At 62.7% G+C, this 13,323-nt stretch carries 12 protein-coding genes; 5 read left to right on the forward strand and 7 right to left on the reverse strand.

From position 1 onward, the window contains the following. Positions 1–24 precede the first annotated feature (24 nt). Positions 25–798 (reverse strand): ribonuclease T2, encoded by a 774-nt coding sequence (locus tag PYH37_RS23365; RefSeq protein WP_280736144.1) that lies wholly within the window; start codon positions 796–798, stop codon positions 25–27. Between the two features lie 245 nt (positions 799–1,043). Here PYH37_RS23365 and PYH37_RS23370 point away from each other — a divergent pair, with 245 nt between their 5' ends. The 3 genes from PYH37_RS23370 to PYH37_RS23380 all read left to right on the forward strand — a co-directional run bounded on the left by PYH37_RS23370 (position 1,044) and on the right by PYH37_RS23380 (position 4,698). Continuing rightward, positions 1,044–1,991 (forward strand): alpha/beta fold hydrolase, encoded by a 948-nt coding sequence (locus PYH37_RS23370; RefSeq protein WP_280733814.1) that lies wholly within the window; start codon positions 1,044–1,046, stop codon positions 1,989–1,991. After that, the gene (locus PYH37_RS23375) at positions 1,988–2,941 is read left to right on the forward strand and encodes a DMT family transporter (protein ID WP_280733816.1); all 954 of its coding nucleotides are present in this window, start codon (positions 1,988–1,990) and stop codon (positions 2,939–2,941) included. The genes PYH37_RS23370 and PYH37_RS23375 overlap by 4 nt, the downstream gene beginning before the upstream one ends. A 110-nt stretch (positions 2,942–3,051) precedes the next feature. Continuing rightward, entirely contained in the window at positions 3,052–4,698 is a 1,647-nt protein-coding gene (locus tag PYH37_RS23380) for a thiamine pyrophosphate-binding protein (protein ID WP_280733817.1), read from the forward strand. A gap of 106 nt (positions 4,699–4,804) precedes the next feature. Here the strand turns inward: PYH37_RS23380 and PYH37_RS23385 are convergent, their stop codons facing one another. The 3 genes from PYH37_RS23385 to PYH37_RS23395 form a co-directional block, all read right to left on the reverse strand. Beyond that, positions 4,805–5,155, reverse strand: coding sequence for a cupin domain-containing protein (locus PYH37_RS23385; protein WP_280733818.1), 351 nt, complete (start codon positions 5,153–5,155; stop codon positions 4,805–4,807). 73 nt (positions 5,156–5,228) lie between these two features. Continuing rightward, positions 5,229–5,567 (reverse strand): protein tyrosine phosphatase family protein, encoded by a 339-nt coding sequence (locus PYH37_RS23390; RefSeq protein ID WP_280733819.1) that lies wholly within the window; start codon positions 5,565–5,567, stop codon positions 5,229–5,231. Positions 5,568–5,642: 75 nt separating this feature from the next. Next, positions 5,643–6,482 carry a DUF4432 family protein gene (locus PYH37_RS23395; RefSeq protein WP_280733820.1) on the reverse strand — a complete coding sequence of 280 codons (840 nt, stop codon included), beginning with the start codon at positions 6,480–6,482 and terminating at the stop codon, positions 5,643–5,645. A 249-nt stretch (positions 6,483–6,731) separates the two neighbouring features. Between PYH37_RS23395 and PYH37_RS23400 the strand changes: the two genes are divergently transcribed. Then, positions 6,732–8,147, forward strand: a complete 1,416-nt coding sequence (locus tag PYH37_RS23400; protein ID WP_280733821.1) for a L,D-transpeptidase family protein — start codon at positions 6,732–6,734, stop codon at positions 8,145–8,147. A 338-nt stretch (positions 8,148–8,485) separates the two neighbouring features. Then, positions 8,486–9,775: an NAD(P)/FAD-dependent oxidoreductase gene (locus PYH37_RS23405; RefSeq protein WP_280733823.1), complete on the forward strand. Its 1,290-nt coding sequence runs from the start codon at positions 8,486–8,488 to the stop codon at positions 9,773–9,775. 36 nt (positions 9,776–9,811) lie between these two features. Here PYH37_RS23405 and PYH37_RS23410 read toward each other — a convergent pair whose 3' ends face one another. From PYH37_RS23410 to PYH37_RS23420, 3 genes are all read right to left on the reverse strand, one after another. Then, complete coding sequence (locus PYH37_RS23410) at positions 9,812–10,528, reverse strand: ParA family protein (RefSeq protein WP_280733824.1); 717 nt, start codon at positions 10,526–10,528, stop codon at positions 9,812–9,814. 211 nt (positions 10,529–10,739) lie between these two features. Continuing rightward, positions 10,740–11,885, reverse strand: a complete 1,146-nt coding sequence (locus tag PYH37_RS23415) for an iron-containing alcohol dehydrogenase (protein WP_280733825.1) — start codon at positions 11,883–11,885, stop codon at positions 10,740–10,742. Further along, on the reverse strand, positions 11,882–13,267 hold the full coding sequence (locus tag PYH37_RS23420) for an aldehyde dehydrogenase family protein (protein ID WP_280733826.1): 1,386 nt from the start codon (positions 13,265–13,267) through the stop codon (positions 11,882–11,884). Before PYH37_RS23420 ends, PYH37_RS23415 begins: the two co-directional genes overlap by 4 nt. Positions 13,268–13,323: the final 56 nt, after the last annotated feature.

The raw sequence follows: 13,323 nt of genomic DNA on the forward strand, positions 1-13,323 counted from the left end.
CCTCATTGCGGCCACCCTCTCGGATCAGCCCCGCCCGGCGGCGTCGGCGATCTCCTTGGCGCACTTGAAATCCGTCGGTCCCGCCGCCTGCATCAGGCTTTTAAGATTGGCTTTGCCCGAGAGGTCGCCGGAAAGCCCGATCGTGAGGCCGGTGATCACGCTGCGGCCGTTGACGGTCTGGCAGCGCATGCGCACCCGGTCGCCGGCCCCCGCCCCAAAACTCTGGTCGAAGGCCTGCTTGATCTGCCGCTCTTCGAGTTCGGAACCAACTTTATCGGCAAAAAGCGCGCCTACGGCGGACGTGTTCAGCTCGTCGAGTAAACGAAGCTGCAGCGTGAAATAATCCTCGGCGTTCGTCGCCTGGCACGTGCCGCTGCGCAGCCACTGGTGCCGATCAAGGCCGGACTTTACGCCCGGCATGACGACGAGCAGGCGGGCCGCGGTCTCATCCGCCATCGCGAGTTTCGGCAGGTCGAGCCAATCGCCCTTGCGGTCTTGCGCCTTGAGCTCCGCCTCGACACCGCAATAGCTCTTTTTAAGCGGCCACAGGCCGTGAAGCGAGAAGTGCGTTGCGTCGAAGCGTTCGGCCGTCTGATCGACGCATTCCTTGCGGGTCGGCCGCGTTTCGCAAAATCCCGGCTGCCAGCTTACCGCCAGCACATATTCCGTCTTGCCGGCGCCGTCCGCCCCGGACGCATCGTCGGTTACCGTATCTTGCGCCGCGGCAAAGGACGAAAGTCCCAACCCCAGTGTAAGCGCCGCAACTCGCATCAGATTCACCAACGCCCTTGCCCGCATTCTCATAATGGCCTCCAGCGGGAAAACAAAACAGGAACAAATAGCGAGAAAAACGCGAAAATTGCAACCCCTAATTCTCACTTCCGGATTCGTTGTGATCTCATGCGCAACCAGCAACAAGCGGCGATTGCCTTTACTGCGCAAATCGATTTCATATCTGCAGGGGCATTCCTGCGGCCGAATGCGCCAGCCTTCGCCATGAGCGGATGGCAGTTCAAGGTCTGAGGATAGTTCGGGAGCATGGCATGTTCGGGCAGGTGAGGACGCATCAAAGCCCGACGGGCGCAGCTCTCGGCTGGCGCCATTTCCCCGCCTCCTCCAAGCCCCGAGGCATTCTTATCATCAGCCATGGGCTCGCCGAACATTCCGGTCGTTACGCCCGCTTCGCCGAGGCAATGGCCGCGCACGGCTTTCAAGTCTATGCCCATGACCATCGTGGCCATGGTGAGAGCCGGGCACCGGACGCCCCGCTTGCGATGTTCGCGCACCGCGACGGTGCCACGAAGGTCATCGCCGACCTCGGCGCGATCCGAGAGATGGCAGCCGCCAACCATCCGGGATTGCCGGTCATTCTTTTCGGCCATTCGATGGGCGGGCTCATCGCCCTCAACGCCGTCGAGACAGATCCCGAACTCTATGATGCGCTCGCCGTCTGGAACGCGAATTTCCGCCCGGGCCTCGCGGGCCGGGCCGGTCAGGCGCTGCTGGCGATCGAGAGGATGCTGAAAGGCTCGGACGTGCCGAGCCCGCTCATTTCAAAGCTCACCTTCGGCGCCTGGAGCAAGGCCATTGCCAGGCGGAGGACTGACTTCGATTGGCTGTCGCGCGATGAAGGCGAGGTCGCAAAATATGTTGCCGATCCGCTTTGCGGCTTCGACGCTACCGTATCGCTGTGGCTCGACGTCTTCGCCTTCGCTTTCGCCGGCGGCCGGGCCGACCGTCTGGCGCACCTGCCTGCAGACCTGCCGGTCCATCTTGTCGGCGGCAGCGCCGATCCCTCTACCGAGAACGCCGCCGCCATCCGCTGGCTCGCCCGGCGCATGAAGGCGCGCGGCATGAGCGATGTCACCGTCAGCATCCACGAAGGCATGCGCCACGAAACGTTGAATGAAATCGGCCGCGAAAAGGCGACGGAAGAGTTTGCCGGCTGGTGCCTGAGGGCCGTGGACAAGAAGCCCAAAGAAAGATCATGAGCGATATCGTCCTTCCAAAACTCGCAGCCGATCATGGTCGGATTTCCTATGGCCTGACGCTGATGGTCATCTCGGTGCTGATCTCGCCGCTGATCGACATCTTCGCCAAGCTCGCAATCGCCACCGTGCCCTCGGCCGAGATCACCGCTGTGCGGTTCCTGCTGCAGGTCGTCTTCATTCTTCCGGTTGTCCTCGTCCGCCGCACGCTGTTCGATCTCACCTGGCGCAAGACCGCGCTGCATGCGCTTCGCGGTGGCCTCCTGGTGCTGACCATGCTCTCGTTCATCACCGCGCTGAAGGTGATGGAAGTGGCCGATGCGATCGCCATCTTCCTCATCGAACCGATCATTCTCACCATTCTCGGCAGCATTTTCCTCAAGGAAACGATCGGCTGGCGGCGCTATACCGCTTGCGCCGTCGGCTTTTTCGGCGCGCTCCTCGTCATCCAGCCGAGCATGCAGGAGGTAGGCCTGGTCGCGCTTCTGCCGATCGTCGCCGCTTTTGGGCTTGCGGTTTTCCTGCTCGTCACCCGCATGGTCGCGCAGAATGAAGACCCCTGGTCTATGCAGTTCCATGCCGGCATCTGGGGCGGTCTTTTCTGTCTCGTCCTGCTCTCGTTCGGCGAAGGCAGCGGTTCGAGCGTCTTCGATCCCGTCTGGCCGGAGGGCCGCGCCTGGTTCCATCTGCTCGGCGTCGGCGTCACCGCCACGATCTCCGGCGTTCTCGGCGTCTATGCCTATCGCGCGGCCCCCGCCTCGGTGCTCGCGCCGCTGCAATATCTCGAAATCGTCTCGGCGACGATCTTCGGCTGGCTGGTCTTCGGCGACCTGCCGGATGCGCTGAAATGGCTCGGCATTTCGATCATCATCGGCTCCGGCCTCTATATCATCTGGCGTGAGCGGAAGGTGGAGAAGACGGCAAGCATTGCGCCGGTTTCGCCGGCGATCTGAGTGAGCGGGGCGCGGAAAATGGGAGTCTGTTTCGCGCATTCCGCATCGATTGGAAAGAACCGCTCACGCTGGTGATCGGCAAGGGAGAAATGGCATTGGGAGGTGCGGACATGAAAACCGGTGGCCAGTTGATCGTGGAGGCGCTTGTCGCAAACGGGGTGAAGCGCATCTCGTGCGTTCCGGGCGAAAGCTATCTGGCGGTGCTGGATGCGCTCTACGACACCGATATCGACATCGTCGTCTGTCGGCAGGAAGGCGGCGCGGCGATGATGGCGGATGCCTGGGGCCGGCTGACGGGCGAGCCCGGCATCTGCATGGTGACCCGAGGCCCCGGAGCCACCAACGCATCCGCCGGCCTCCATGTCGCACGCCAGGATTCGATACCGATGATCCTTTTCATCGGCCAAGTGCAGCGCGATGCCCGCGAACGCGAGGCTTTCCAGGAGATCGAGTATCGCCGCGCCTTCACCGAGCTTGCGAAATGGGTCGGCGAGATCGACGATCCGGCGCGTATTCCCGAATTCGTCACCCGCGCTTTCTCCGTTGCGACCTCCGGCCGTCCCGGTCCGGTGGTGTTGACCTTGCCGGAAGACATGCTCACGCAGCTGACCGAAGCCCCCGCAGCGCGCGCCTACCAGCCGGTCGAAAGCCATCCGGGACCGAGCCAGATCGCGCGGCTGGAAGAACTTCTCTCTCAAGCGAAGCACCCGATGGCCATTCTCGGCGGCACGCGCTGGTCGGGCGAAAGCGTTGCCGCGTTCCAGCGTTTTGCCGAGCGCTGGCAGCTTCCGGTCGGTTGCTCGTTCCGCCGACAGATGCTTTTCGACCACCTGCATCCGAGCTATGCCGGCGACGTCGGCATCGGCATCAACCCGGCCTTGGCAAAGGAGATAAAGGAGGCCGATCTCGTTTTGCTCATCGGCGGCCGCTTTTCGGAAATGCCCTCCTCCGGTTACACGCTCATCGACGTGCCCTATCCGAAACAGACGCTGGTCCATGTCCATCCGGATCCGGCCGAGCTCGGCCGCGTCTATCGCCCCGATCTTGCGATCGCCGCCAGCCCGCGCGATTTGGTGGCAGCGCTCAATGACGTCAGGCCTGTAGGCGAACCGGCTTGGTCCTCCCGCACCAAGACGATGCACGAAGCCTATCTCAAATGGTCGACGCCGCCCGAGAAAGGACCCGGAGACGTGCAGATGGGGCCGATCATGAACTGGATCGAGGCGAACACGGCCCCTGACACCATCTTCACCAACGGCGCCGGCAATTACGCGAGCTGGCTGCACCGCTTCCACCGTTTCCGCCGCTATGGGACCCAGGCCGCGCCCGCTTCGGGATCCATGGGTTACGGCCTGCCCGCGGCCGTTGCGGCAAAGCACCTCCACCCGAAGCGCGACGTCATCTGCTTTGCCGGCGACGGCTGCTTCCTGATGCATGGCCAGGAGTTCGCGACCGCAATCCGCTATAACCTGCCGATCATCGTGCTCGTCATCAACAACGGCATCTACGGCACGATCCGCATGCATCAGGAGCGCGAATATCCGGGCCGCGTCAGCGCCACCGACCTTACCAATCCGGATTTCGCAGCACTTGCCCGCGCCTATGGCGGCCATGGCGAGACGGTGGAGCGGACGGAAGAATTCGCCGACGCATTCCTCCGAGCACGCGCAAGCGGCAAGCCGTCGATCATCGAGATCAAGCTCGACCCGGAGGCGATCACGCCGACCCGAACGCTGAGCGAAATCCGTAACGGTTGAGGTCGATTGGAATAGACAAGAATCCAGCAGCGCCGCGTCGGCGGCGCGGCGGCGCCCGACACCGCTTTCCGCCTCCGCAACGGAACGGAGCAGCGGCCATTCCAGCCTACTCCAGCCACTCCGTCGAAAAGGCACCGCTCACATGAATATCGGTGGTCTCCAGCCGACCGGGGCCGAGATTCGCGAATTTGTGCGGAACGTTGGCCGGAGCGACGACGATCTGCCCCGCATGCGCCTCGATCGTCTGGTCGCCAACGGTGAACAGCGCGCGCCCGGCGCGAATGATAAAGGTCTCGGCATAGGGATGGCGGTGCAGCTTCGGGCCACCGCCGATCTTGTCGGTCGTGTAGAACACGATGGACACGTCGGCTCCGTAAATGCCGCCCTCGAATTCCCCTTTCCAGACATCGGGCTTGTCCGCCCACTGCTCCCGATCGATGAGGTGAGGCTTGGTCATGTCGAATCGTCCCGACGTCGCTTTGCGTGCAAAAAGAACGGGGAGCGGTCAGCGAAGGCGAAACGGCCCCGCGTCAGCCGCGAATGTGTTGTGTCTTCTGATAAACCGCCGTGGACCGCGCACCGGAGCGGCAATAGCCGAGCATCGGTCGCGGGAATTCGTCCAGCGCATCGACCATGCCCCTCACTGCATCCGCCGTCACCCCCATCGGGCCGATCGGAACATGGGTGATCTCCAGCCCCAGTTCCTCGGCACGCGCGGCGATCGAATCGAAGGTCGGCTGATCGGGCGTCTCGAAATCGGGGCGGTGGCAGACGATGGACTTGAAGCCGAGCGCCTTGATCTCATCGAGGTCCTCGACCGTGATCTGACCGGAGACCGAATATTCATCGTTGATCGGGCGAATGTCCATGATGACGCTTTCCTAACAAATGCTTTCGCCTTGGTGTAGGCCCGGCTTCCGGCCGCGTCAATCGCGAAGCCACCCTCAGGAGACCGTGAAGGCAAGTGCGTAGTCGCGCCTTTGGCCGGGCTCGAGCAGATCGAGTTCGCCGCTCGCAGCGAGCTCCGTTCGCTTTGCCAGACGATGCGATGCGGGCTCGATGCTGATGACATTGGCGCCGCCGCGCTGGCAGCGCCACATCTGCAAAAACGGCAGCGTGTCGGTTCGGAAGCGCACGTGGAGAGTGCGGTCTTCGAGTCCCGGTAACGCGGTCAAAGAAACCTCCGACCAGCGGCCGTCGCCGGCGAACGCCGGAACGCAGAAATGCGCGCTCTCCCCCTCGCCGAAGCGCCACGCGCGGCATCCGCCTTCAACCGAGGGGCTGACGATATGCGTGCCGTCACCGAGCAGCCGGCCCGCAATATTCATGTGGTACATGATCATCGGTGCGAAGGCCGACCTGCCGATATTGACGACATGGTCTTCGAGCATCACGCTTCGCGCATCTTCATCGACCCGCCATTGGCGCTCGACGGCAGCCCTCCCGCCGCAGGCGAGATCGCCTTCCGTCACGGCGGTACAGCGGCGACCGTCGGCGGACATTTCCGTCCGGGCGACGGCCGTACCCGCAAGCGAGCCATGCAGCGGATAGCGGGCGCCGCCCTCGTGCCCGTCTATCGGCTCGGGATGGCGGATGTGATCGGGCCCGCAGGTGAAGAGGAAACCAGAGAGGGCGCGCTCGATACGCGGGTCACCGTCGGAGGGAATTGCCGCTCCCGGCGAAAGATCGGTGCCATCGACAACGAAGGCAGCGATGTCGAGCGCCGACGATCGATCGAACAGGAGGTGACTTTCCGCGCCGCTTGCGCCCTTGGTCGTCTGCATGCTGGTCTCCGGCTCCCGCCTCAGAATCAGTGGGCGACAAGCGCATGATAATACAAGCGAATTGGATTGGATCGCGATATATTCGCTGAACCAACCAGGCGTCAAAACGTTGATTATGGCAGGAATCGAGCGCGTTCGAAGAGCCGGACTGCTAGCATGCCTGTTGCAACGAACAGAAGGCCGACGTAACTAAATTTAACCAGGTGTTCATGATGAATTCACTTTTTTCACATTAACGTCGGAATCGGTATGTACCGCCCCAATCCCACCACCATGAAAACAGGTTCTATCGTGACGTCAGCGACCCGCATCGGCCTTTCGCTTCTCGCCGCAACCAGCCTCCTGGCTGTAGAGCTTGCGCCCGCGCGCGCGCAGGAGGGCTACGGTGACTATGGCGGCGGCGGCAACGTCATTCTCATCACGCCGGACGGCGAAATTCTCGATTACATGCCAGGCGAGGACGAGGTTCGCCCGATGCGCGACCATCGCGGCCGCACGGTTCTGGTCGACCCCTGGGGCAACGTCGTCGCCACCGTGATGCCGTCCGATGGCTACGGTGCGGACCGCCGGGAGAACGGCACCGATTTCTACTCGAACCGGCGCGACCGCGATCGCGGCTACGGCTATTCCGAGCCCGGCGAGTTCACCGGCACCGTTCCCGACTACCCGGATGCGCCGCCGGCTGAAGTCGAACGCGAGGAACTGCCGAACAGTCTTCCCTCGCTCGGCGAAGGCAGAGAGGAAGCCTACTACGACCCGCAGTACCAATATGAAGAGCCGCTGAGGCAGCCGATGCCACCGGCGATCTCCGTGCAAGGCAAATCACGCGCGGAAATCACCGCACTTCAGGTCTTTTTGGACCGCGAAGGTTTTTCGCCCGGCGTCATCGACGGCAAGATGGGCTCGAACGTCACCAAGGCGATCGAAGCCTGGCAGCAGGCGACCGGCGAGACGCTCGACCCGAACAACACCGAAGACATTCTCGAGCGCCTGCGCTTCAATGGCGGCCTGCCGATCACGACCTATACGATCACCGCCGCCGACGCGGCCGGACCTTACGTCGCTTCGATCCCGGAAGATTATGCCCATAAGGCGCAGCTTCCGCATCTTTCCTTCATGTCCACGGCCGAGATGCTCGGCGAAAAATTCCATATGGACGAGGCCTACCTGCGCGAGCTCAATCCGGGCGTCGACTTCAGCATTCCGGGGACGACGATCAAGGTGATCAATCCTGGTTCGAACAAAGCGGGCAAGGTGGCGCGGATCGTTGCCGACAAGAGCCGCAAGCAGGTGCTTGCCTATGACGATGCCGGAAAACTCCTTGCTGCCTATCCCGCCACGATTGGATCGGCGGATACGCCTTCACCCTCCGGCACCGTGAACGTCGAGCGGATCGCCTTCGACCCCGGCTATACCTATAATCCGAAGATCAATTTCCAGCAGGGCGCAAACGACAGGATCCTGACGCTGCAGCCAGGACCGAACGGGCCCGTGGGCACCGTCTGGATTGCCCTGTCGAGGCCGACCTACGGTATCCACGGAACGCCGGACCCATCGAAGATCGGTAAGACCCAGAGCCACGGATGCGTCCGTCTGACCAATTGGGACGCGACCGAACTCGGCAAGATGGTGAGCCGCGGCGTCACGGTGGAGTTCGTCGACTGACCTACTGCATATTTAAATCGGAGCCAATTTAAGGTAAAAGATATGCAGCAATTCAAAATGCTATAGCGACCTGTGCGTCTGAAAATACGCACGGCGCTGTGGGCGCGGCCCGTCTCGAACGACGCTCCCGGTGGCGTTCAACCCATGACTTCCTTATAATTCTGTCTCCAGCGTCCTCGGGCGAAAACACAAGCGGCGTGTCCGGTTCCCTGCACTTCGCCTCCGCCGCCCGGGCATTGTGAGCCCTCATGACTTCATGAAACATTGTCATGAAAAACTTTGCTGCAATGGCTCTATCAGAGGCACAAAGTCCTCGGCATCATAAAGGAATGTTCGCGATGGCGGCGGAGCGCCCTCTTCCCAATCTCTGGCATACGACAGCGCCGGCCGCCCCCGAAACCGTCCCCCTCGCAGGCGACAGGACAAGCGATGTCGCAATCATCGGCGGCGGCTTCACCGGCCTCTCCGCTGCGCTTCACCTCGCGGAGATGGGTGTGAAGGCGATAGTTGTCGAAGCGCGTATGATCGGCTTCGGCGGCTCGGGCCGCAATGTCGGTCTCGTCAATGCCGGCATGTGGGTGAAGCCGGACGACCTCATAGCCACGCTCGGCCGGGAGGCTGGAAACCGGCTGCTCGGCGAGCTCGGCGACGGCCCGTCGCTTGTCTATGATCTCGTCGCCAGGCACGAAATGCAATGCGAGGCCGTCCGCAACGGCACGCTGCATATGGCCGTTGGCGCCGAGGGCCTGAAGGACATCCAGGACCGCGAGGCGCAATGGAAGAAACGCGGTGCGCCGGTCGAAGTGCTTTCGGCCGAGAAGGCGCAGGCGCTTTCCGGAGCAGAAGGTTTCGCCGGCGCGCTGCTCGACCGCCGCGCCGGAACTATCCAGCCGCTCGGCTATGCGAGGGGTCTGGCTCGCGCAGCACTCGCCGCCGGCGCGGAGATTTTTACCGACACGCCGCTCCTTGGCGCCGAACGCAAAGGCGACTTTTGGATGCTGAAAGCCGGCCGGGGCACGATAACCGCCCGCCACGTCATCATTGCGACCGAGGCTTACGGCGGAACCATAGCTGGCGCGCCGTGGAAGGCCCACACGCAGGAATTGACGATCCTTCCCTATTTCCAGTTCGCGACCAATCCTCTCGCGGACAATGTCGCGAGCCGTATTCTGCCGGAGCGCCAGGGCGCCTGGGACACAGGCCTCGTCATGACCTCCTTCCGCATGGACCAGCAGAATCGCCTGGTCTTCGGCTCGATCGGCCGGCTCGATGCGATGGCCGAAGGCACGCACCGCGCCTTTGCCGCCCGCTCTGTACGCAAGCTCTTCCCCTATATCGGCGATTTCCGCTTCGAATACTGGTGGGACGGCCGCATCGGCATGACCAGCAACAACCTGCCGGCGATGCACGTGCTGGCACCAAACGTCGTTTCAGTGAGTGGCTACAACGGCCGCGGCATCGCGCCCGGAACCGTCTTCGGCCGCGCCCTTGCCCGCCACGTCACTGGCGACACCTCCGCAATCCCGCTCGCCGAGACGCCGATTGCGCCGGATCCCTGGCGGAAGCTCAAAACCGCCTTCTACCACGCCGGCGCTCAGGCCAAGCACCTCATCGACCGGCGCTTCTGAACCCGCGCACTTCTCGCACGCGCAAGATGTGGATCATCACGCCGCGCGCGGCAAGGCCCAACGCAAGCGCGAGGCCAGGGAGCGCTTTGCCATGACCGGGAGCAATGACTGTATCTCGCGGGCGAGCGCGAATGCGTTTTCACGCGCCTTGTCGAGATTGCTGACGCGGCTCGCGTCCATCGTCTGCAAGGTGCCGCCGCATTCGAAGATCTCGCGATAGGCCGTGCGCTCGATGATCGGCGTATCAAGGACCGAAACCCCGCGCGAAGCCAGCAGCGTCTTGATCGCCTGCAGCGCCCGCGTCGTCACCAGGGAATTGACGCGGGTCAGCACAACCGAATGATTGATGCGGACTCTGGCCTTTTGCTCGATTTGGCGAATGAGCTCCAGGATCTGAACGGCGCCGCGGGCGTCCATGGCACAGCCCTGAACCGGGATCAGCACCTGATCGGAAAGCCCTAACGCCAGCGCAACGATCGCGTCCTTGGCACCGGCGAGGTCGATGACGATGAAGTCGGCCTGATCCTTCAGCTCACGGATATGACAGGGCAGCGAGGCCGGCGTGACGTGCGAGATCACTTCGAGATTGGCGATATTGCCGGAAACTTCCGACCAACTGGTGATCCAGCGTTGCGGATCCGCATCGAGCACCACGACGCGGTTTCCCTGTCGCGCCAGCTCAGTCGACAGGATCAGTGCCGCAGTCGTCTTGCCGGCGCCACCTTTTGCGTTGGCGAATGTGATGACGGCCATTTTTTCCACCTCGTCTTTTCCTGTTCCGTTGCCTGCCCCCCGGATGCCGGACGTGCAGGGTTCGCTTAATAGAACCTTTCAGAACATGGTTAACGAAATGGAAATTTTCGCCGACAAAGATTAACCGCGGAGCCGCGCGGTGGAGGTTTCCGCGCGAAAAAGCCCGGGAAATCAACATCTCCTGGGCCTTTAAGAAATTAACGCGGGCGGCTTAGATGCACTCGGCGAAAAGCCTCTTCGCCGCATCGAGCGTCAATTCGACCGGGTTGCCGCCGGCCGTCGGATCGACGATCGCCATTTCCGCCATCTCGTCGATGCGGTCGGTCCCGACGCCGAGCGCCGAGAGTTTGTCCGGCACGCCAAGTTCGTACCTGAGCTTCAAGACATAACCGTAGAAACCGTCAAAGCCGCCGGCAATGCCGAGATAGGCAGCAGCTCGGGCGATCTTCTCTTCGATTGCCGGACGGTTGAAGCGGAGCACCGGCGGCATCACCACCGCATTGGTCATGCCGTGATGGGTATTGTAGATCGCGCCGACCGGGTGGGAGAGCGAGTGGATCGCGCCGAGCCCTTTCTGGAACGCGACCGCACCCATTGCGGCAGCACTCATCATATGGGCGCGCGCTTCAATATCGCTGCCGTTCTCATAAGCACGCGGCAGATATTCCTTGACGAGCCGCATGCCTTCAAGCGCGATGCCCGCCGACATCGGATGGTAGAAGGGCGAAGAATAGGCTTCCAGGCAATGCGCGAAGGCGTCCATGCCGGTGCCGGCGGTGATCACCTTCGGCATCCCGACCGTCAGTTCCGGATCGCAAATCGTCACGCCCGGCAGGAATTTCGGGTGGAAGATCACCTTCTTCACATGGCTTGCCGAATTGGTGATGACGCTGGCCCGCCCAACTTCGGAGCCGGTGCCGGCGGTCGTCGGCACCGCAACGATCGGTGCGATGCTTTCGACGCTGGCGCGCGTCCACCAGTCGCCGATGTCCTCGAAATCCCAGACCGGCCGCGTCTGGCCGGCCATGAAGGCGACGCATTTGCCGAGATCGAGACCGGAGCCGCCGCCGAAGGCGACGACGCCGTCGTGGCCGCCGTCCTTGAATGCCTTCACGCCGGCTTCCAGGTTCTTGTCGTTCGGGTTCGGATCGACGTCCGCAAAAATCGCCCGGCCGAGACCGCCGGCCTCGAGAATATCGAGCGCATTTTGCGTGATCGGCATCGGCGCAAGCCCCCGGTCCGTCACGAGCAGAGGCTTCTTCATGCCGAGCGCCTTGCAATGATCGGCAAGCTCCTTGATCCGGCCGGCGCCGAACTTGACGGCGGTCGGATAGCTCCAGTTGGCGGTAATCGTCATGCGGTTGCTTTCTTCAGGTGGTAGGATTTCGGGCGGGTGAGATTGTGGAAGCCGAGGATCGAGAGCGAACCGCCGCGGCCGGTCTCCTTGACCCCGGTCCAGCAGAGCGCCGGATCGAGATAGTCCGCACGGTTCATGAACACGGTGCCGGTTTCGAGATCGCGGCCGATCCGCGCGGCGCGTTCCGCGTCTTTCGTCCAGAGCGAAACGGTGAGGCCGTACTGGCAGTCGTTCATCAGGTCGATTGCTTCGGAATCGTTCCTGACCTTCATGATGCCGACGGCCGGCCCGAAGGTCTCCTCGCGCATGAACTCCATGGAATGGTCCACATCGACGAGGATCTGCGGCGCGAGATAGGCGCCGCCGTCATCCTCTGGGAAGAGCTTGGGATCGATGAGTGCCTTGGCGCCCTTTGAAACCGCGTCGGCGATCTGATGGCGCACGGTCGCGGCAAAGCGCTTGTTCGCCATCGGCCCGAGCGTCGTCTCCGGGTCGAGCGGGTTGCCGAGCTTGTAGTTCGAAACCCAGGCGACCGATTTCTCGACGAAGGCGTCGTAGAGCGACTCATGCACGTAGATGCGCTCTATGCCGCAGCAGCATTGGCCGGAATTGTAGGTCGCGCCGTCCATCAAGGTGTCCACGGCCGCATCGAGATCGGCGTCCCCCATCACATAGCCGGGATCCTTGCCGCCGAGCTCCAGCCCGAGCCCCGTGAAGGTGCCGGCCGCCGCCCGCTCGATCGAGCGTCCGCCTTCGACCGAACCGGTAAAATTGATGAAGTCGAAGCTCTTGGCGGCAATCAGCGCCGCCGTTGTCTCGTGATCGAGAAAGAGGTTCTGGAAGACATCGGCCGGGACGCCCGCCTCGACGAAGGCGCGCACCATACGCTCGCCGACGAGGATCGTCTGGCTGGCATGCTTGATAATCACGGTGTTGCCCGCCATCAGCGCCGGGGCAACCGTGTTGATCGCCGTCATGTAAGGGTAGTTCCACGGCGCGATGACGAAGACGACGCCATGCGGCTCGCGCTCGATGCGCCGCTCGAAGCGCTCGCTCTCCTCTATGACAAGCGGCTTCAGCGCATCGGCGGCGATCGAGGCGACGTAGTTGGAACGCTCGTTGAAGCCCTTGAACTCGCCGCCGTAGCGCACCGGCCGGCCCATCTGCCAGGCGAGCTCCGGCACTACCTCGTCGGCCATCTCGTTGAGCCGCGCGACACCGGCGAGCACCAGCTTGACCCGCTCCTCGACCGGGCGCTTCGCCCAGCTTTTCTGCGCGAGACGCGCATGCGACACCGCCTGCTTGGCGAGCTCAAGCGGCATTGCGGGCCGCTCGGCGTAAACTTCGCCGTTCACCGGGGAAATGCATTTGATCATCGTCATGATCGTCTTCCTGCTTTCATTTCAAAACGAGTGCGGCCGGTTCGCATTCCGGTTCG

Origin of the sequence: Sinorhizobium numidicum, from assembly GCF_029892045.1 — a bacterium.
GTDB lineage: Bacteria > Pseudomonadota > Alphaproteobacteria > Rhizobiales > Rhizobiaceae > Sinorhizobium > Sinorhizobium numidicum.